This is a genomic window from Nocardia pseudovaccinii NBRC 100343, from assembly GCF_001613225.1.
Lineage (GTDB): Bacteria > Actinomycetota > Actinomycetes > Mycobacteriales > Mycobacteriaceae > Nocardia > Nocardia pseudovaccinii.
The window spans coordinates 1-18,038 of the sequence record NZ_BDBY01000133.1 but is presented as its reverse complement, the minus strand read 5'-3'; the positions used below and the strand labels follow the sequence as shown (position 1 = coordinate 18,038).

17 protein-coding genes and 1 pseudogene are annotated in these 18,038 nt (G+C 67.0%); 9 read left to right on the top strand and 9 right to left on the bottom strand.

The features are described 5' to 3' along the window. On the bottom strand, window positions 1-315 hold a 315-nt coding region (locus NP3_RS15935), incomplete at its 3' end, for a biotin/lipoyl-containing protein (protein ID WP_305793863.1). 259 nt (window positions 316-574) lie between these two features. Between NP3_RS15935 and NP3_RS15930 the strand changes: the two genes are divergently transcribed. Further along, the gene (locus tag NP3_RS15930; RefSeq protein WP_063042089.1) at window positions 575-937 is read left to right on the top strand and encodes a hypothetical protein; all 363 of its coding nucleotides are present in this window, start codon (window positions 575-577) and stop codon (window positions 935-937) included. A gap of 72 nt (window positions 938-1,009) precedes the next feature. On the opposite strand, the gene NP3_RS15925 is transcribed toward NP3_RS15930, so the two are convergent. After that, a complete protein-coding gene (locus tag NP3_RS15925) occupies window positions 1,010-2,545 on the bottom strand; it encodes a leucyl aminopeptidase (RefSeq protein ID WP_063042083.1) in 1,536 nt (511 codons plus the stop codon). Window positions 2,546-2,612: 67 nt separating this feature from the next. On the opposite strand from NP3_RS15925, the gene gcvT reads away from it, so the two are divergent. Both gcvT and NP3_RS15915 read left to right on the top strand, forming a co-directional pair. Further along, window positions 2,613-3,713: a glycine cleavage system aminomethyltransferase GcvT gene (gene gcvT, locus NP3_RS15920; protein WP_063042081.1), complete on the top strand. Its 1,101-nt coding sequence runs from the start codon at window positions 2,613-2,615 to the stop codon at window positions 3,711-3,713. Window positions 3,714-3,818: 105 nt separating this feature from the next. After that, window positions 3,819-4,919: a branched-chain amino acid aminotransferase gene (locus tag NP3_RS15915; protein ID WP_063042079.1), complete on the top strand. Its 1,101-nt coding sequence runs from the start codon at window positions 3,819-3,821 to the stop codon at window positions 4,917-4,919. A 44-nt stretch (window positions 4,920-4,963) separates the two neighbouring features. On the opposite strand, the gene NP3_RS15910 is transcribed toward NP3_RS15915, so the two are convergent. The 3 genes and pseudogenes from NP3_RS15910 to cobT form a co-directional block, all read right to left on the bottom strand. Then, the gene (locus NP3_RS15910) at window positions 4,964-5,677 is read right to left on the bottom strand and encodes an MBL fold metallo-hydrolase (RefSeq protein WP_063042077.1); all 714 of its coding nucleotides are present in this window, start codon (window positions 5,675-5,677) and stop codon (window positions 4,964-4,966) included. A 529-nt stretch (window positions 5,678-6,206) separates the two neighbouring features. Beyond that, window positions 6,207-6,956 carry an adenosylcobinamide-GDP ribazoletransferase gene (locus tag NP3_RS15905; protein ID WP_063042076.1) on the bottom strand — a complete coding sequence of 250 codons (750 nt, stop codon included), beginning with the start codon at window positions 6,954-6,956 and terminating at the stop codon, window positions 6,207-6,209. 389 nt (window positions 6,957-7,345) lie between these two features. Continuing rightward, window positions 7,346-8,404, bottom strand: a pseudogene (gene cobT, locus NP3_RS15900) (nicotinate-nucleotide--dimethylbenzimidazole phosphoribosyltransferase); the annotation flags it as partial. Between the two features lie 824 nt (window positions 8,405-9,228). Between cobT and NP3_RS15895 the strand changes: the two are divergent. Then, window positions 9,229-9,489, top strand: a complete 261-nt coding sequence (locus NP3_RS15895) for a hypothetical protein (RefSeq protein ID WP_063042074.1) — start codon at window positions 9,229-9,231, stop codon at window positions 9,487-9,489. A gap of 220 nt (window positions 9,490-9,709) precedes the next feature. Here the strand turns inward: NP3_RS15895 and cobU are convergent, their stop codons facing one another. Both cobU and NP3_RS15885 read right to left on the bottom strand, forming a co-directional pair. Then, window positions 9,710-10,264 carry a bifunctional adenosylcobinamide kinase/adenosylcobinamide-phosphate guanylyltransferase gene (gene cobU, locus NP3_RS15890; protein WP_063042072.1) on the bottom strand — a complete coding sequence of 185 codons (555 nt, stop codon included), beginning with the start codon at window positions 10,262-10,264 and terminating at the stop codon, window positions 9,710-9,712. 106 nt (window positions 10,265-10,370) lie between these two features. Beyond that, window positions 10,371-11,354 (bottom strand): helix-turn-helix domain-containing protein, encoded by a 984-nt coding sequence (locus NP3_RS15885; RefSeq protein ID WP_063042069.1) that lies wholly within the window; start codon window positions 11,352-11,354, stop codon window positions 10,371-10,373. Between the two features lie 86 nt (window positions 11,355-11,440). Here NP3_RS15885 and NP3_RS47965 point away from each other — a divergent pair, with 86 nt between their 5' ends. Next, a complete protein-coding gene (locus NP3_RS47965) occupies window positions 11,441-11,599 on the top strand; it encodes a hypothetical protein (RefSeq protein ID WP_157124344.1) in 159 nt (52 codons plus the stop codon). A gap of 224 nt (window positions 11,600-11,823) precedes the next feature. On the opposite strand, the gene NP3_RS15880 is transcribed toward NP3_RS47965, so the two are convergent. Beyond that, on the bottom strand, window positions 11,824-12,495 hold the full coding sequence (locus NP3_RS15880) for a DUF3043 domain-containing protein (protein ID WP_063042067.1): 672 nt from the start codon (window positions 12,493-12,495) through the stop codon (window positions 11,824-11,826). A gap of 172 nt (window positions 12,496-12,667) precedes the next feature. Here NP3_RS15880 and NP3_RS15875 point away from each other — a divergent pair, with 172 nt between their 5' ends. Beyond that, a complete protein-coding gene (locus NP3_RS15875) occupies window positions 12,668-13,018 on the top strand; it encodes a HesB/IscA family protein (RefSeq protein WP_040688522.1) in 351 nt (116 codons plus the stop codon). 139 nt (window positions 13,019-13,157) lie between these two features. Next, window positions 13,158-14,126: a carbohydrate kinase family protein gene (locus tag NP3_RS15870; RefSeq protein WP_063042065.1), complete on the top strand. Its 969-nt coding sequence runs from the start codon at window positions 13,158-13,160 to the stop codon at window positions 14,124-14,126. Between the two features lie 280 nt (window positions 14,127-14,406). Here the strand turns inward: NP3_RS15870 and asnB are convergent, their stop codons facing one another. Continuing rightward, window positions 14,407-16,392 carry an asparagine synthase (glutamine-hydrolyzing) gene (gene asnB, locus NP3_RS15865; RefSeq protein WP_063042087.1) on the bottom strand — a complete coding sequence of 662 codons (1,986 nt, stop codon included), beginning with the start codon at window positions 16,390-16,392 and terminating at the stop codon, window positions 14,407-14,409. Between the two features lie 495 nt (window positions 16,393-16,887). Here asnB and ctaC point away from each other — a divergent pair, with 495 nt between their 5' ends. After that, window positions 16,888-17,940 carry an aa3-type cytochrome oxidase subunit II gene (gene ctaC, locus NP3_RS15860; protein WP_063042085.1) on the top strand — a complete coding sequence of 351 codons (1,053 nt, stop codon included), beginning with the start codon at window positions 16,888-16,890 and terminating at the stop codon, window positions 17,938-17,940. A gap of 13 nt (window positions 17,941-17,953) precedes the next feature. After that, window positions 17,954-18,038 (top strand): aa3-type cytochrome oxidase subunit IV (ctaF, locus tag NP3_RS15855; protein WP_169814509.1); only part of this gene is annotated, 85 nt, incomplete at its 3' end.

Here is an 18,038-nt window from a genome sequence, read left to right as displayed (position 1 = left end):
GGGGGCCGGTTCCGGCTCCGGTGCGGGGGCGGGTGCAGGCGCGGCTTCAGGTGCGGCGGCGGGCGCGGGCGCTTCGCCGGCTTCGCTGATCACACCGAGCTCACCGCCGACCTCGACGACGTCATCCTCGGCGGCGACGATCTTCGACAACACACCCGCCGCCGGCGACGGGATCTCGGTGTCGACCTTATCGGTGGAGACCTCGAGCAGTGGCTCGTCGACCTCGACCGTGTCTCCTTCCTGCTTCAGCCACCTGGTCACCGTTCCCTCGGTGACGCTCTCACCAAGAGCCGGCATCTGGACGGAGAAGGCCATGTCCGTTGACTCCTCTGACTGCTCGACGGGTTCTACAACAGTTGATCTCACTGCGAACACCCACCGCGGGTCGCGATGGGTGTCCGAAAGCCACCGATCATTGTGCGTGGCACCGGAGATCTGTGTGGTTCTTGTACCGCGATCCATCCTTGCACTCGCCCGCGAGACGTGTAGCACAGGGCAGCGAACTGCACAGGGCTGGCAAGATGGAATGACCGATGCCGAGCACTCGGTCACCGGTGGAAGGAGGTCGGCGTCGTTGGGTTTGCTGGATCGTTTCCGAGGCGGCGCGGCCCGGGGAGGCAGGGCCTTACGTGCGGGTTCGGGTAGCGGCGACGATGCGCGCTATCTCGCCGAGTGGGTGCGCACCCATACCGGGGTGGAGGGCTACGTGGAGCCCAAGACGACCGTGACCGATGTCACTGTCGTATTGGTCGCGGCCGATGGTGAATGGACTCGTCGCGTCGTCGGCGAGCGCGGCGCGCAGCGGCTAGCCGGAGATTTGCGGATTCCCGTTTACGACGTCCGCAAGACCGGTTATCCGCAACGGATGCGCGACTACGACGCCCGCAAGCGGATCGAGCGCCAGCGGGCGCTGGAACGCGAATTGGGCGATTTGTAGGACTTTCGTTCAATTTGTTCGCGGCCCGCCGGGTGCGACGCCCGGGAATCCGGACGCCGCACCGGCATTCGATTACTCCGCCGCGTCCTCGTGCGCGATGTCCTCGATCACCGAGACCAGGGTGCGGACCGGAACCCCGGTGCCGCCCTTGCCGATGTAGCCGAACGGGCCGCCGGTGTTGTAGGCCGGACCCGCGACGTCCAGGTGCGCCCACTGCACCCCCTCCGGGACGAACTCCTTGAGGAAGATCGCGGCCGAGAGCATGCCGCCCCAGCGGTGCGATGCGACATTTGCCAGATCGGCGACCTTGGAGTTCAGATCGGCGCGCAGTTCGGCGGGCAGCGGCATGGCCCAGCCGTTTTCACCGGCCAGCCGCGACAGCCGCGCGACGCGGTCGCGGAAATCGTCGGTGCCCATCACGCCGGGGGTACGGGTGCCGAGCGCGACCATCTGCGCGCCGGTGAGGGTGGCGACGTCGATGAGGTACTCCGGATCGTCCTCGCTCGCGCGCACGATGGCGTCGGCCAGGATCAGGCGACCCTCGGCATCGGTGTTCAGCACCTCGACGGTCTTACCGCCGTACTGGGTGAGCACATCGCCGGGGCGCTGCGCGGTGGCCGACGGCATGTTCTCGGCCATCGGCACGGTCGCGATGACGGTGACCGGGAGTTCCAGCTTGGCGGCGGCGATGGTCGCGGCGATGACCGCGGCGGCGCCCGCCATATCGGAGGTCATATTCTCCATGTTCGCTGCGGGCTTGATGGAGATGCCGCCGGTGTCGAAGGTGATGCCCTTGCCGATGAGCGCGATCTTCTTGGCGCCGCCGTTGTAGGTCAGGCGTACCAGGCGCGGCTGGCGCGAAGAGCCTTTGCCGACGCCGAGCACGCCGCCGTAGCCGCCGTCGGCCAGCGCCTGCTCGTCGAGCACCTCCACCTGCAGGCCCGCCGCCTCGGCCAAGGCCTTCGCGCGGGTGGCGAATTCGGCCGGGTACAGGTGACTCGGCGGAGTGTTGACGAAATCGCGTGCGGTGGAGATGGATTCGGCGATCACCCAGTCGTGGCTGAAGCCCTTGCGGTAGGACACGCTCGGATCGCCGACCAGGAGTTCGACCTTGCGCACCGGCTGCTCGTCCGGCTTGCCGTCGGCACTCTCGGATTTGAACGCGGTGAAGGTGTACGCGCCGAGGAAGAATCCTTCGGCGGTCGGGCCGATGCCGCCCTCGAGACCCGACAGCGTGGTCACGGCCCGGCCGACACCGGTCAGCGCACGTCCCGCGACACCGGCCGAGCGGCGGATCTGTTCGGCATCGATCTTGTCCGCGGCACCGAGTCCGACGGCGAGCACGCTCTTCACATCGAGGCCGACGGGGGCGGGAATCCGGGTGAGCTCCTCGGCCTTACCCTTCGCGCCGACGGCTCGCAGCTGTTCCTGCAGCGCCGCGCGGACCTCCGGGGCGAGGATGTTGTCGACGAATTCGTCCTCCAGTGTGGCGATCGTCGGGCCGTCGTCACCGGACACCAGGCCGATCACCAACACATCGGTGTCGGCGCTGATGGTGTCGACCAGGTCCAGTTCCGGTCCGAGCGAGCGATCTGCAACAGCGGTCATGAGCACAGGCTATTCGGTCTGCTCCGGGTGGCGCATCGCGACGCCGACACCGGGCTAAGCTCGGCCGGTGACCGATGCGAACCTGCTGCAAGGCCCGATCCATGGTGTCCACGTCGAACTCGGGGCGAAGTTCGCGCCGTTCGGCGGATGGGAAATGCCGGTGTCATACGCGGGGACGGTCGGCGAACATCAGGCGGTTCGCACGACCGTCGGCCTGTTCGATGTGAGTCACCTCGGCAAGGCCACCGTGCGCGGCGCGGGCGCGGCGGATTTCGTGAACTCGGCGCTCACCAACGACCTCGGTCGGATCCGGCCGGGCAAGGCGCAGTACACGCTGTGCTGCGCGCCCGACGGTGGTGTGATCGACGATCTGATCGCCTATTACGTCAGCGATGACGAGATCTTCCTGGTGCCCAATGCCGCCAACACGGCCGCGGTGGTCGCGGAACTGCAGAAGGTCGCGCCGGACGGCATCACGGTCACCGACGAGCACCGCGAGTACGGGGTGTTCGCGGTGCAGGGACCGCGCTCGACGGAGGTGCTCACCGCGCTCGGGCTGCCGACCGATATGGAGTACATGGCCTACGCGGACGCCGAATGGGACGGCCGCCGGATTCGAGTCTGTCGCACCGGATACACCGGTGAACACGGTTACGAACTGTTGCCGCGGTGGGCCGATGCCGAGCCGCTGTTCCGCGCGCTCGTCGAGCAGGTCCGCGCGCACGATGGGCAGCCCGCCGGGCTCGGCGCGCGCGATACGTTGCGCACCGAAATGGGTTATCCGCTGCACGGACATGAACTGTCGCTGGAGATTTCGCCCGTGCAGGCGCGCTGCGGGTGGGCGATCGGGTGGAAGAAGGCCGAGTTCTGGGGTAAAGCCGCACTGGAGCAGGAGAAGTCGACCGGTCCGCGTCGAATCCTGTTGGGGCTGAAGGCACTAGATCGGGGCGTGCTGCGCCAGGGACAGACCGTGCTGCGTGACGGTGCGCCCGTCGGCGAAACCACTTCCGGTACCTTCTCGCCGTCGCTGCAGATCGGTATCGCCCTCGCCCTGCTCGATACCGAGGCGGGCCTCGAACCCGGCGCGGAGGTCGAGGTCGACGTGCGCGGCCGCCGCCTGCGCTGCGAGGTAGTGCGTCCGCCGTTCGTCGACACGAAAACCAAGTAGTCGGCGTCTCGCTGGGCACTGCGGATGTCGGCAGGTGACGCTGGTACATTCGCGGCGCGCCGACACTCGCACCGCGGCGAAATCGCGCCCGATAGGATCTGCCTCATGACCGTTGCCGCACAGTTCACCCATGTTCCGCATCCCGCGCCCACCCCGGCGCAGCGGGTACAGGAGATTCTGGCGGCACCGGGCTTCGGACGCTTCTTCACCGACCATATGGTCTCCATCGACTACACCGAGGGCGAAGGCTGGGGCAATGCCAGGGTGGAGCCGTACGGGCCGCTGGCGCTGGATCCGGCGACGATGGTGTTCCACTACGGCCAGGCCATCTTCGAGGGTCTGAAGGCCTACCGGCAGAGCGACGGCAGCGTCTCCTGCTTCCGCATCGACGCGAATGCGACCCGCTTCCGCAAGTCCGCGCGCCGGATGGCGATGGCGGAACTGCCCGAGGAACTATTCATCGAATCCGTGCGTCAGCTGCTCGAGGTCGACGGCGGCTGGGTGCCCGCGGCCGGTGGTGAGGAGTCGCTGTACCTGCGGCCGTTCATGTTCGCCACCGAGGCCGGGCTCGGCGTGAAGCCCGCCTCCGCCTACAAATACCTGCTGCTGGGATCGCCTGCGGGCGCGTACTTCCCGCGCGGTGTGAAGCCGGTGCGGGTCTGGCTGTCGACCGAATACGTGCGAGCCGCACCGGGCGGTACCGGTGAGGCGAAGGTCGCAGGCAACTACGCGGCCTCGCTGCTGGCGCAGGCGCAGGCCTCCGAGAAGGGCTGCGATCAGGTCGTCTGGCTCGATGCCTGTGAGCGCCGCTATGTCGAGGAGATGGGTACCAACAACCTGTTCTTCGTCTTCGGCTCCGGTTCCGAGGCGCGGCTGGTCACCCCGGAACTGTCCGGATCGCTGTTGCCGGGCATCACCCGCGATTCGCTGCTTACCCTCGCCGCCGATTCGGGCTATGTGGTCGAGGAGCGCAAGGTTTCGGTGGAGGAGTGGCGCAAGGGCGCCGAATCCGGTGAGATCACCGAGGTTTTCGCCTGCGGTACCGCCGCCGTGATCACACCCGTGGGCTGGGTTCGTTCCGCCGATGGTGAGTTCACCGTCGGTGGTGGTGAGCCGGGCGAGGTCACCATGGCGCTGCGTGACACTCTCACCGGGATCCAGCGCGGCACCTTCGCCGATATCCACGGGTGGATGCGCGGCATGTGACTGCGGCAATCTCGCGAATGCCGCAGCAGTGTGCCGTTCGTGGTTCAGCTGGGCATGAAGGTGCGCCATTCCTCCAGGGTTTGCGGGCGCATGACGTAGTTGGCGTCCTTGACCGTGGAGAGCGTGGCGGAGGGGTCCTGGGAATACCAGTGACCGGGGTAGACGACCGGGTCGCCGGATAGGTCGGCTAGATAGCGCAGGCTACGGAACATGGCGTCGGAGTCGCCGCCGGGGAAGTCGGTGCGGCCGCAGCCGTCGATGAATAGGGTGTCGCCCGCGATGAGGCGATTGTCGAACAGGAAGCACTGGCTGCCGGGGGTATGGCCGGGGGTGTGCAGCAGCTCGATATCGAAGGCGCCGACGCTGACCTTGTCGCAGTGCTCGTGTCCGGTGAGTTCGCTCGGCGCGATGCCGGTGACATTGGCGACCCAGGACAGTTCCTCGGCATTGACGTGCACCGGAACGCTCGTCTTTTCGAGCAACTCCCGCACCCCGCGCAGGGTGAATCCCAGCATGGTGCCGCCGACATGGTCCGGGTGGTGATGGGTGGCGAGCACCCCGGTCAGCCGCAGCCCGTCCGCCTCGGCGATATCCACCAGATCGCCCGCCGCATACGCCGGATCCACCACCACACACTCGCCGGTCTCCCGATCGCCGATCAGATACGCGAAATTTCGCATCTGCGTCGCGATCGGATCACCCACGGCAAAATCTCGACCGGACAGCAGTTGACGAAAATACAGACGCTCGGAAGACATACCGTCCACTGTATTGCCTGACCCAGACAATGCGCGCACCGTGCCAGCTATCTCATCGCAGGCGATGTGTCCGGATACCAGTGCGGGCGCGCTCGTGCCGCATCCAGAGGTAGCGCCCAGTTCGCTCGCCGAGCGCAGTCGAAATGCGGCACGACACGCCCAGCGGCACCGCCATACGACTGTGCTCGACGGATCTCGGTTACCTCAGAAGGTAGCTGAACGCGGCGCTAGGCCACGTGAGAATGCACGGTCAGGCCTGATCCGCTCGCCAGGCGCGGCCACCGATGTGCGGTTATGAGACCGAAATATCAAGGGCGGCACGGTAACACGTTGCTGGCACGAGTCGGCCGAGTCGGGTGCCCGAGGCCGGTCCTGCGTCGGTGATGGCACGGATATCTCTAGTGTGACGCTGCGGATATCGCCGGTTATGCCGCCGAGGGTTGGTGAAGTGTGCGATGACAGAGGCCGAAACGTCCGGGGCGGCACCGTAATGTAGGTATTCGCCGGTGCTTGGTGGGCGTTGGCCGACTCAGGTGCCCAGGGTCAGTCCGGCGGCGGTGATGGCGACGGATATCTCGAGTGTCGCGCCGAGGATGTCGCCGGAGAGGCCGCCGAAGCGGTGCGTGCTGTGTCGAATCAGTAGGGCTGAAATGCCCAGGGCGACAAGGACAACGGCAGGGCCGAGCCAGCGGTGGCCCGGGACGGCGAGTATGCCCGCGGCAACGGCGAGTGCGGACCAGAGTGCGATGGTGATCGGGTGCTGGGTCCCGGCGACCAGAGCGCCGAAGCCGGTGCCGGGAGCGGCGGCGGTGCCGCGCCGACATGCGAGGACCACCACCACTCGGCCGACGGCCACCGCGAGCAGCACCGCGAACCAACGCTCGGCTTGGGCCAGCGCGGCGAACGAAAATGCTTGGATCCCAACGGCGAACACAATTGCCGCCACCCCGAACGGCCCCGTGTCACCACTCTTCAATATCTCCCTGGCCCGCTCGGGCGAACCATAGGACCCCAGCCCGTCAAGCGTGTCGGCCAACCCATCCAGATGCATCCCCCGAGTGATGAGCGCCAACGCGGCAACCACCACCAGCCCCGCGACCGCCGCGCTCGCCCCACCCCACACCAGCACCCACAGCAACCCGACCCCGGCCGCCCCGAGTCCCGCGCCCACCAACGGCGCCAACGCAATCGCCCGCCCCGCCGCGCTCCGATCGACACGCTCCGGCCCCCGCACCGGCAGCACCGTCAGCCACGACACCGCAAGCCGCACACCGTTCATATTTGCCGACCTGTAATCGCTCGACCCTCGTCATCGTCGGATCCACGCAGCGAAACTGCCGTCGCGCCCGCCGTACGCCGCGCACCGTTCATGCCGAGCGATCCGTCGGATCGGAGTGCCGGGCCCGCATGTCGCTCGATGCGTGTGTTGCCGCCAGCGGCCAGGATCCTGCAGGACGGGATCGTCTGCTGATGATGGCGGTAGTCGCGGTGCTTCCGACCGGGAGCGCGGTCCGCTGGTCCGAGGTGCGAGTTTCGCTCGTCGCTGGAGGCGCGTGCAGCCAAGGTCTATTTCCGCAAGTCCGGTTGCGCGGTCGCTTCGGCGGCGATGCTGGTCCAGGCTTCGGCTTCGGCTTCGGCTTCGGCTTCGGCTTCGGCTTCGGCTTCGGCTTCGGCTTCGGCGGGCGAATCGGCTGTGCTCACACCGGCTTCCGCGAAGGTGGCCATTTCGGCGAGGGCGGCTACGGCGGCGCGGAGGACGGGGAGGGCGGTCAGGGCGCCGGAACCTTCGCCGAGGCGCATGTCCAGGTCGAGCAGGGGCTCCAGGCGGAGGTGGCGCAGGGCGAGGGTGTGCGCGGGTTCGGTCGAGCGGTGGCCCGCGAGCCACCAGGCGCTGGCACCGGCGGCCAGGTCCTCGGCGACCAGAGCGGCCGCGGTGACGACCACGCCGTCGAGGATGACCGGAGTCCGTCGGGTCGCGGCCTGTGCGAGGAAGCCCGCCAGGGCGGCGAAGTCGGCGCCTGCGGCCACCCGCAGCAGTTCGACCGGGTCCTTGGCGACCGGGCGGGCGCGGCGCATGGCATCGCGGATCGCGGCGACCTTGCGGATCCAGCCCGCATCGTCCACGCCGGTGCCCCGGCCGACAGCGGCTATGGGTTCGGTATCGGTGAGCGTCGCGATGAGGACCGTGGCGGGTGTCGTATTGCCGATGCCCATATCGCCCGCGATGAGCAGGTCGGCGCCCGCATCGATCTCGTCATCGGCGATCGCCTTGCCCGCGGCGAGCGCGGCATGGATCTCGTCCTCGCTGAGCGCGTCTTCGCGATCGATCGCCCCGCTCGAGCGCCGCACCTTGTTCTTGGCGACCTGCGGATCGGTATCGGCGTCGACGGAAATATCGACGACCCGCACGGTCGCCCCCGCCACTGCGGCCAGCGTATTCACCGCCGCACCGCCGCCGAGGAAATTGGCGACCATCTGTGCGGTCACCTCACTCGGATAGGCCGAAACGCCGTGGCGCGCAATGCCGTGATCTCCGGCGAACACCACCACTCGCGCCCGCTCGAACTGCTTCGGCGGGCACACACCTTGACATGCCGACACCCAATTCCCAAGTGTCTCGAGCCGTCCGAGCGCCCCACCGGGTTTGGTCAGCTGCGCCTGCCGCTGCTCCGCCGCCGCCCGAACCCCCGCATCGGGTGGCGCAACCGGTCCGAATCCGTCTGTCACTATCGAGCCTTTCCGGGTCGGGGCAGTTCATTCCTACACCGCACAGTCCATACCGGGCCCAATCTTGCCGCCACACCCGCCGTTCCGCACCACCCACCCCGCACCTGATACCTCGTCCCGTGCGCTCGCGGTCCGACCCGACGGTCCGCACGACGCATCCTGCACGGCTGGCATGACACCTCATAGGGCGCGGCTTCCGCTGGTAATGCGACCTGATCGCCGCTGCCGTGTGCACCTGTGTCAGGCGGACTGCGCATCACACACGCCCTACCCGATGCCGCGTCCCGCGCGCTCGCGGTCCGACCCGACGGTCCTCACAGCGCATCCTGCATGGCTGGCCACGACACCTCATAGGGCGCGGGCCGGTGACGCGACATGATCGCCGCTGCCGTGTGCTCCTATTTCAGGCGGCCTGCGCACCACCCACGCCCTATCCGATGCCGCGTCCCGCGCGCTCGCGGTCCGACCCGACGGTTCGACGCGACGGTCCGCACGGCACATCTGCATGGCTGGCACGACAGCCCGTAGGGCGCGTCCCGCTGGTAATGCGACCTGATCGCCGTGGCCGTGCGCTCCTATTTCAGGCGGCCTGCTCCACCCACGCCCTACCTGATGCTTCATCCCACGTGCTGGCGGCTCGACCCGACGGTCTGCACGGTGCATCCTGCATGGCTGGCACGAGACAGCCCGTGGGGCGGGGCTTCCGTTGGTGACGCGACCTGATCGCCGTGGCCGTGTGCTCGTATTTCAGGCGGACTGCTCCACCGCCCTACCTGATGCCTCGTCCCGCGTGCTGGCGGCTCCACTCAGCCTCCGCATGACGCATGCAACACCTGGGCGCGGCTCTCGCGAGCGATCCGCGGTGCGTGGTCGCCGCGGCGCTGGATCGCGCTGCCCTGCAGTTGGCCGAGGTCGCGACCCTGGTGACCGCAGTCGGCAGCGCGGCCGTCACCCGCGGCAACCTCGCCGAACGCTCTGTCCGCGAGGCCACCTTCACCCTGGTCTTCGGGTCCCGTCCGGCCATCAAAGCAGCCCCTGCTCGACCGCCTCACCCGGCCGGACCATATGGTTGCCTGACCTGCTAGCCGACACTCGCGCCCGCATCATCGGAGCATCCGCGCCCGTCGGCCGTCGCCGAGCGGCGCGGTGATTCCGGAGGTCGATGCCATGGGCCGACTTGTCGGGCTCTACCTCGCTCCGGGCACTGTCGACCGGCTCGAAAGCGATGAACTGGTCACCGAGATCATCGCCGCGATCCGGGAGAGCACCGCCGATGCGGCACGTCATCGCGGCTGCCGTGCGGTCCTATTTCAAGCGGAGGGGAAGCCCGGCGACAATGAAGAAGGCTTCATCGCAGGTTTGCGCGAGGCGCTGGTTGAGGGTCCCGATCTCGTCGCGGAAAAGGCGGCCGGAGCGGGTGGCGGGGATGACGCCCATACCTACCTCGGGGGTCACGATCACCAAGCGGCCGCGGTAGGCAGTGACGGCGGCTACCAAGGCGTCCGTGTCCGGGGCGATGGTGCCGCGCGGGGCATCCCAGGCCTCGCGCGCGTCGATGCGGGCGGTGAGCCAGGTCCCGATATCGTCGATCAGTGTGGTTCCGGTCGGGGGAGCGGCGGTGAGAACCGTTGCCGGATCAGCGCTTTCGAGGACCTTCCAGTCCGCGGGCCTGCGGTCGCGGTGGCGGGCGATGCGCTCGGCGAAGTCGAGATCGGCCGGATCGGGAATCGCGGTGGCGATATAGCGCACCGGGCCGCCCTCGGCCGCCAGCACTTCGGCGAATGCCGACTTACCGGATCGCGCGCCGCCGAGCACGAGGATGCGGTGCGCGCGGCTGCTGGTAGATGAGCGATCCGACACGGCAGCACCGTATCAATCCGCCGCGCTCATGCCTGCACCTCGCTGGCGCTCGGTTCCGGCATGACCGCTTCGGCGGCTGTGTTGATAGTTCGCTCGCTCCGCTCGCTCAGGCGCGCTGCTCGGTCGCCTCCGCGCCGCCGAACCGGCGGCGATACTCGGTCGGCGCGATGCCGACGACCTTCTGGAAGTGATGCCGCAGCAGCGCACCGGATCCGAAACCGGCTTGTGCGGCAATCTGTTCCAGGCCTTCGTCGGTGTCCTCCAGCAGATGCTTGGCGTACAGCACACGCTGATTGGTCAGCCATTTCACCGGTGTGGTTCCGGTTTCGGCGGCGAAGCGGCGGGCGAAGGTGCGGGTGGACATCATCGAACGCGCGGCCAGATCGTCGATGGTGTGCGGCAGGTCGAGATTTTCGTTCATCCACTGCAGCGTGGAGCTGAGACTGTCGGAGGTGCATTCGGGCACCGGACGCTCGATGAATTGGCGCTGTCCGCCGTCACGCTGCGGCGGCACCACCATCCGCCGTGCGATCGCATTCGCGACCGAACTGCCTATCTCCCGGCGCACCAGATGCAGGCAGGCGTCGATGCCCGCGGCCGTGCCCGCCGAGGTGATCAGATTGCCCTCGTCGACGAACAACACATCGGGATCGACCGTTGCCTGCGGAAACCGCGCCGCCAACTGGTCGACATAGCGCCAATGCGTGGTGCACTTGCGACCGTCGAGCAGGCCGGCCGCCCCGGCCAGGAAAGCACCGGAACATACGGTGAGCACGATCGCCCCACCATCCGACGCGTCCCGTATCGCGTCGACGACCCGCGGATCGAGCCCCTGTTCCAAGGCCGATGCGGGAAAGGCCGGAATCGCCACCAGATCCGCCTTCGCCAACTCATCCAGCCCGAACTCCGGTGTGACGGTGATACCGGGGGTCGTGGACGGCAGCGGCTTCCCCGGCTCGGCCCCGCACACCTTGAAATCGAATCCGGGCAGTCCGTCCGCGGTCCGATCGAGCCCGAAGACCTCACAGACCACGCCGAATTCGAACATGGCCAGGCGCTCCGACAGCACCACCGCGACCTTGGACAGCATGCGGACAGCGTACCTGGCTGAATCTTTACGAACAATGTCAGAACAGCCACTTTCGGCGGTAAATCATCGAGCGCAAAATTACTGCCATGATTACTTTTCTCGTAAGCATGGCGGTCGTGGTGGGCTTCGCGGTCCTCATCACACGAGGCGGCGGTCACGCCGGATCAGCGAATATCACCGATCGCGACGCCCAGCGCCTGCAGTCCGATCTGTCCGCCATCCTCGCCCACTCACATCACCACTAAGGGAGCGCGCTGGGCTGTGGGCTCGATCACCGCTCAGGTTGTCACCACGGAGCAAGTCTTACGAGCGAGGAGTTCGCGGCCCGTCTCGCGTCCGAGCCGTCGAAGCGCATGCGACGAAGTCGCGGTCTCGACGGCGCCGCTAGCGGACTGCTTGCAGGTCGCTCGAAAGGGTCAGCCGCGAGACACCAGGGGGCTGCGAACCCGCAGCGCCGAAGGCGCTGCAATCAGACACTGTCGCCGGGGCCGACCCGCGGCTTCGGCGCCCGCATCTTGCGGATCTGCGAGGCGCGGACGAAGGCGTACCACCCCAGCTTGTAGCCGGTATCGGTGCTCTCCGGGAAACGCTCACGCACCCGTCCGTTGACGATCCGGCCGAGCAGGAAGCCCTCGGCGATCATGAAGAACATCATCACCAGCATGGCCAGCGTCACAATCGTCTGCAGCGCGGGCGCGACGAACATCGACAGGATCAGGACCAGCGCCATCGGCATGAACAATCCGACCAGGTTGCGTCGCGCATCGACGATGTCGCGCACGAACGCCCGCACCGGGCCCTGATCCCGGGGCAGCAGATATTTGTCCTCACCGGCCAGCATCCTGGCGCGCCGGTCCTGGGCCGCCAGCCGACGCTCGGCCGAGGCCGTCTTGCGGTCCTCGCGGCTACCGCGGGTGGCCTTGCGCCGGGCGCGCGCCTCCTTCGCGGTGAGTGGGGCCGGGGCCACGGGGCCGCGCCGCTTGCCTTGGGCGTCACGACGTTTCGGAGTCGGTCGGCCCTTGCCCTCGGTGGCGATGGCCGCTTTCGTGATGGAGACTGCGGTCGAGCCGCCGTCCGAGCCCGCCGTCTGGTCGGCGCTCTCGTCGGTGGTGCTGGACTCGCCGCGACGGAACAATTTCACGCGACCAGGCTATTCGATGCGGTACCCCGCAGGAAATGAGGTCGGTGGGAGGTTGTGTCCACCGCAGTACCCGGTGGTGGCAAGATGGGGGAATAACAGCCCGCTGAGTGGTGTTGTAGCCACGAGCCGTGCGCTGTTCACGGGTTGAACACAGCTGTCCTGAGGAGAGTTCATGACTGTGCAAGACGAGACGACCACCCACGGTGTGACTCTGACCGACGCCGCCGCCAGCAAGGCGAAGGCGCTGCTCGACCAGGAGGGTCGCGACGACCTCGCCCTGCGTATCGCCGTGCAGCCGGGTGGCTGTGCGGGCCTGCGCTACCAGCTCTTCTTCGACGACCGCTCGCTCGACGGCGACCTGACCGTCGACTTCGGCGGCGTCAAGCTAGCCGTCGACCGGATGAGCGCGCCGTACGTACAGGGCGCCTCGATCGACTTCGTCGACACCATCGAGAAGCAGGGCTTCACGATCGACAACCCGAACGCGACGGGTTCCTGCGCCTGCGGCGACTCCTTCAACTGACACCTCGGCCCCGGGCGGTTGTCGCCGGGGCGAAGAAGTCGTTAGTGCTCGGCGGATGCACTAGTTGATACGGTGAAGGCGCGGGTTTCGTGTCCCGCGCCTTTCGTCGTCTGCCGCCTACTCGAAGGGGCTCAGCCTCGTGTCTATCGCCGTGTCCGCGTCCATTGCAACCGACCACCTCATGCGTTTCCCCGGACGGTTCGCCGACGCGCTGCTGGCCGATCAGCTCGACCACGTCTCGGTGAGCTTTCTCGTCGATGATCTGCAGATCCGCAAGGGCGGTGTCGCGGGCAACATCGCCTACGCCATGGGCGTTTTGAACCGCACGCCGCTGCTCGTCGGCGCAGTCGGCGCCGATTTCGCCGAGTACGGCGCCTGGCTCGAGAAGCACGGTGTCGACTGCTCCACCGTCCGGATCTCGGACCGGGCGCATACCGCGCGCTTCGTCTGCACCACCGACGACGACATGGCCCAGATCGCGTCGTTCTATCCGGGCGCGATGAGCGAGGCCCGCGACATCTCGATCGGCGAACTCGCCGAGCAGCGCGCCCTGGACCTGGTGCTCATCGGCGCCAACGATCCCGAGGCGATGCTGCGCCACACCGCGGAATGCCGTGAACTCGGCATTCCGTTCGCCGCCGACCCGTCCCAGCAGCTGGCCCGCCTCGACGGTGATCAGGCCGTGCAGCTGATCGAGGGCGCCGCATATCTTTTCACCAATAAGTACGAGTGGGCGCTGCTGCTGCAGAAGACCGGTCTGAGCGAGGAAGAGGTCGCGCGCAAGGTCGGTATCCGGGTCACCACGCTCGGCAAGGACGGCGTGCAGATCGTCGACCGCGACGGCACCGAGGTGACCGTCGGTGTGGTCCCCGAGGTGAACAAGGTCGAGCCAACCGGCGTCGGCGACGCTTTCCGCGCGGGCTTCCTCACCGGCCACACCACCGGGCTCTCGCTGGAGCGCTCCGCCCAATTGGGTTCGCTCATCGCGGTTCTCGTACTCGAGACCATGGGCACCCAGGAGTGGACCCTCAACAAGGACGACGCCCTCGAGCGCATTACCAAGGCCTACGGCGCCGAGGCTGCCGCCGACATCAAGCCCCTGCTCTGAGCCACGCAGACCTCGACGGCCGCACCGTATTCCGGTGCGGCCGTTCGCATGTGCGCACCGAGCGCACAGCGAAGCCCGCGCTGCCTCGCACGTTTCAGCTCGCCGCGTACGAATTCACCCAGCATCCCATTCGTAGCGTGCGAAAAGGTGTGCGGCACAGTCGCCTTGCGCAGAGTCGACGGGCCGCGTCACTCTGGCTTCCATCTGCGCATGTTGCGCCGCGCACGCCCTTACCCACGAATCGGTGCGCGGCGTGCGAAAACGTGCGCGGCAGAGGTGACTACAGCGAGACCGGGTAGACCGGCTCCTGGATGTCGGGAGTAATGCGCTTCTCCACGAAGATCCCGTGCCAGACCATGAAGACCAGCAACGTCCACAACCGGCGGCTGTGGTCGCCGCGGCCCGCGCGGTGGTCTTCCAGCATGCCCTTGATCGCGCCCTTGTCCAGCAGGTGATCGGTCTGCGATTCGGCGATCTGCAGGTGCGCCCAGTCGTAGAGTTCAGTGCCTCGCAACCAATGCCGCAGTGGGACCGGGAAACCCAGCTTCGCTCGGTGCAGCACATGCGGCGGGACGATGTCCTCGAGTGCCTGGCGCAGCGCGTACTTCGTGGTCTCCTTGGTGATCTTCTGCTCGTAGGGCAGTTGCTCGGCGACCTTCAGTACCTCGGAATCCAGGAACGGCACGCGCAGCTCGAGCGAATTCGCCATGGTCATCTTGTCGGCCTTGACCAGGATGTCGCCGCGCAGCCAGGTGTAGAGATCCAGATGCTGCATGCGCGCGACCGGGTCCCAGCCGCGTGACTGTGCGTAGATCGGCGCGGTGACGTCCTGATGGGTCCATTCCGGCCGGAATTCGCGCAGCACCGCACGCAACTGCGCATCGCTGAAGCTGCGCGCATTGCCGTAGTAACGCTCCTCCAACGGGAGCGAACCCCGGTGCAGCAGACTCTTACCGCGGGTGCCGTCCGGAATCCGCTCCGAGAGCTTGCCCGCCAGCTTGCGCACGCCACGCGGCAAGTATTCGAAGGGCTTGAGCGACAACGGTTCCCGGTAGATCGTGTATCCGCCGAACAGCTCGTCCGCACCCTCGCCGGAGAGCACGACCTTGACGTGCTTGCGTGCCTCCTTGGCGACGAAGTACAGCGGAACCAGCGCCGGGTCGGCCACCGGATCGTCTAGGTACCAGACGATTTCGGGGATGGCGGCCGCGAATTCGGCGGGGGAGACCACCTTCACGATGTGCCGCGCGCCGATCGCCTCGGCGCTCTCGGCGGCCACATCGACCTCGGAGTAGCCCTCGCGTTCGAAGCCGGTGGTGAAGGTGATCAGCTTCGGGTTGTGCCGCATGGCCAGCGCCGCGACCGCGGTGGAGTCGATGCCGCCGGACAGGAACGATCCGACCGTCACATCCGCGCGCATATGTTTGGCGACCGAGTCCTCCAGGGCCTCGGCGATATCGCGATAGCGGGCGGCCGCCGAACCGGGTGCGAAGGCCCGCACCTTGAACCGCGGGTCGAAGTAGCGGGTGACCTGCGGCGCCTGGCCCGCCCGCACGGTCGCGTAGTGCCCGGATTCCAGGCGACGGATGTCCTTGTGCAGGGTCTCCGGCTCCGGCACGTACTGCAGCACCGTGTAGTGCTCCAAAGCCCGCGGATCCAGCGCATCGGACAGCCCGAGTGCGGGCAGCAGCTCCAGCAGGCTCTTCTTCTCGCTGCCGAACGCGGTCCCGCCGGGACCCGTCGCCAGGAACAACGGCTTGATCCCGAACGGATCGCGCGCCAGGAACAACTCCTGGGTTTCGGTATCCCAGATCGCGAACGCGAACATGCCGCGCAGCTTGCGCACCGCCTCCGGACCCCAGTAGTGGAAGGCCGCGACGATCGCCTCGCTGTCGCCCTCGGTCTCGAAGATCTTTCCGTCCGGGTACTCCTCGGCATGCGCCTTCGCGAGTTCCTCGCGGATCTCGATGTAGTTGTAGATCTCACCGTTGAAGGTCAGCGCGTAGCGCTCCCGATTTTCGGCCGGACCCCAGCGCAGCGGCTGGTGCGAATGCTCGATATCGATGATCGACAGCCGGTTGAAGCCGTAGATCACATGATCGTCGTGCCAGGTGCCGCGCTCGTCCGGGCCGCGATGGCGCACACAGTGCAGGGCGTCGTACACCCGCGCTACTGTGTTCGCCCACCCCGCCAGCTCCGCTGGCTGCCGTCCCCGACGGTCGTCGGTTGCCGCATCAGATGTCAGAAATCCGAGCAGTCCACACACGGCGTCGGCAACCTCGTTTCCGCTTCGGTACGGGCGCTGGCCCGATTCATTGAGTGGCTGCGCCCGATAGGTGGGCGCACAGGACGAAATCTCGTGTCCGAGTATGCCGCACCGGGCGGATTCGTGTGTCGCGCCCACCGGACAGTTGCCCTGCGAAATGTTGTGTCCGCCTGCATCGCACCTGCCCGATCCGGTCGCGTCGCACGCCTTGTACTGCGACGATGTCCGGGTGACCGGATCACCCCCCCGCGTCGGCGGAGTGTCGAATGCGACCCGACGTCAAACGGGGCGCCGGTTTGGTCTACGCTGCGTAGTACTCAGGACATTCTCAGTTGGATCGCGCGCGAAGCAAGCGGCCCACGGAATGCCCTGAAACGTGCTTAAGACGCACCGCCGGGCGATCGCAAACCCGAGCGGTGCACTGTCGGAATGTGTGGCGACCAGGAAGGCGTGAGCGTGGCGCACAAGGCGAGCGACGAGATCGGGGCGCGCCCCGTGAAGGGTCGGCAGGGCCGTCTCCTTCGGCGGGCCGGGCTGGCGGTGTCCCTGGGGATCACCGCGATGCTCGTCTCGGGCTGCTCGATCGACAATGTTTGGCTGCGATTCGGCTGGCCCTCGGGCATCACGCCGCAGGCCACCCGGATGCGGGAGCTGTGGACCTGGTCGGTCATCGCGGCATTGGCGATGGGTGTGCTGGTGTGGGGTCTGACCTTCTGGACCGTCGCCTTCCACCGTAAGAAAAAGGACTCCCCGGAGTTCCCGCGCCAGACCGGTTACAACGTGCCGCTGGAGCTGACCTACACGGCCGTGCCGTTCGTCATCATCGCGGTGCTGTTCTACTTCACCGTGGTCGTGCAGAACTACGTGCACGAGAAGGTCGACAACCCGGACGTGACCGTCGACGTGACCGCATTCCAGTGGAACTGGAAGTTCGGCTACCGCAATGTCGACTTCAAGGACGGCTACCGCTTCGACGGCATCGACAAGGCCCGCGAGGACGCCAACCAGGAGCAGCTCGAGGAGTACAAGGAGCGGACCAAGGACGGTCACCCGCAGCCGGGCCCGGTGCACGGCAAGCCGGAGAACGACATCCTGTCCTACCTGCACTACGACAAGGTCGAGACCGTCGGCTCCAGCACCGAGATCCCGGTGCTCGTGCTGCCGACCGGTAAGAACATCGAATTCCAGCTGGCCGCGGCCGATGTGGTGCACGCCTTCTGGGTGCCGGAGTTCCTGTTCAAGCGCGACGTGATGCCGAACCCGAAGGAAAACCACTCGGATAACGTCTTCCAGATCACCAAGATCGAGAAGGAAGGCGCGTTCGTCGGCCGCTGCGCCGAGATGTGCGGCACCTTCCACTCGATGATGAACTTCGAGGTCCGTGCGGTATCGCCGGAGAAGTTCACCAAGTACATGGATGCGCGCAAGGCGGGTAAGACCAACGCCGAGGCGCTCGAGTCCATCGGTGAATCCCCGGTCGCGACCACCACACAGCCGTTCAACACCAAGCGCGACACCAAGAGCGCGTCCGCGGTAGAGAGCAAGTGAGGACTGATCTGACATGAAGATCGAAGCGCGGATTTTCGAATTGCTCACGGTGTTCTTCGTCATCGTGGCAATCGTGTACGGCTACTTCACCGGCCAGT

What these genes read in the sequence shown, in the direction of transcription:
- NP3_RS15895 (WP_063042074.1), top strand. Translation starts at nt 9,229, where the DNA reads ATGCAACACCTGGGCGCGGCTCTCGCGAGCGATCCGCGGTGCGTGGTC.
- NP3_RS15910 (WP_063042077.1), bottom strand. Translation starts at nt 5,677, where the DNA reads ATGTCTTCCGAGCGTCTGTATTTTCGTCAACTGCTGTCCGGTCGAGAT.
- NP3_RS15905 (WP_063042076.1), bottom strand. Translation starts at nt 6,956, where the DNA reads ATGAACGGTGTGCGGCTTGCGGTGTCGTGGCTGACGGTGCTGCCGGTG.
- NP3_RS15875 (WP_040688522.1), top strand. Translation starts at nt 12,668, where the DNA reads ATGACTGTGCAAGACGAGACGACCACCCACGGTGTGACTCTGACCGAC.
- NP3_RS15925 (WP_063042083.1), bottom strand. Translation starts at nt 2,545, where the DNA reads ATGACCGCTGTTGCAGATCGCTCGCTCGGACCGGAACTGGACCTGGTC.
- NP3_RS15915 (WP_063042079.1), top strand. Translation starts at nt 3,819, where the DNA reads ATGACCGTTGCCGCACAGTTCACCCATGTTCCGCATCCCGCGCCCACC.
- NP3_RS15885 (WP_063042069.1), bottom strand. Translation starts at nt 11,354, where the DNA reads ATGCTGTCCAAGGTCGCGGTGGTGCTGTCGGAGCGCCTGGCCATGTTC.
- NP3_RS47965 (WP_157124344.1), top strand. Translation starts at nt 11,441, where the DNA reads ATGATTACTTTTCTCGTAAGCATGGCGGTCGTGGTGGGCTTCGCGGTC.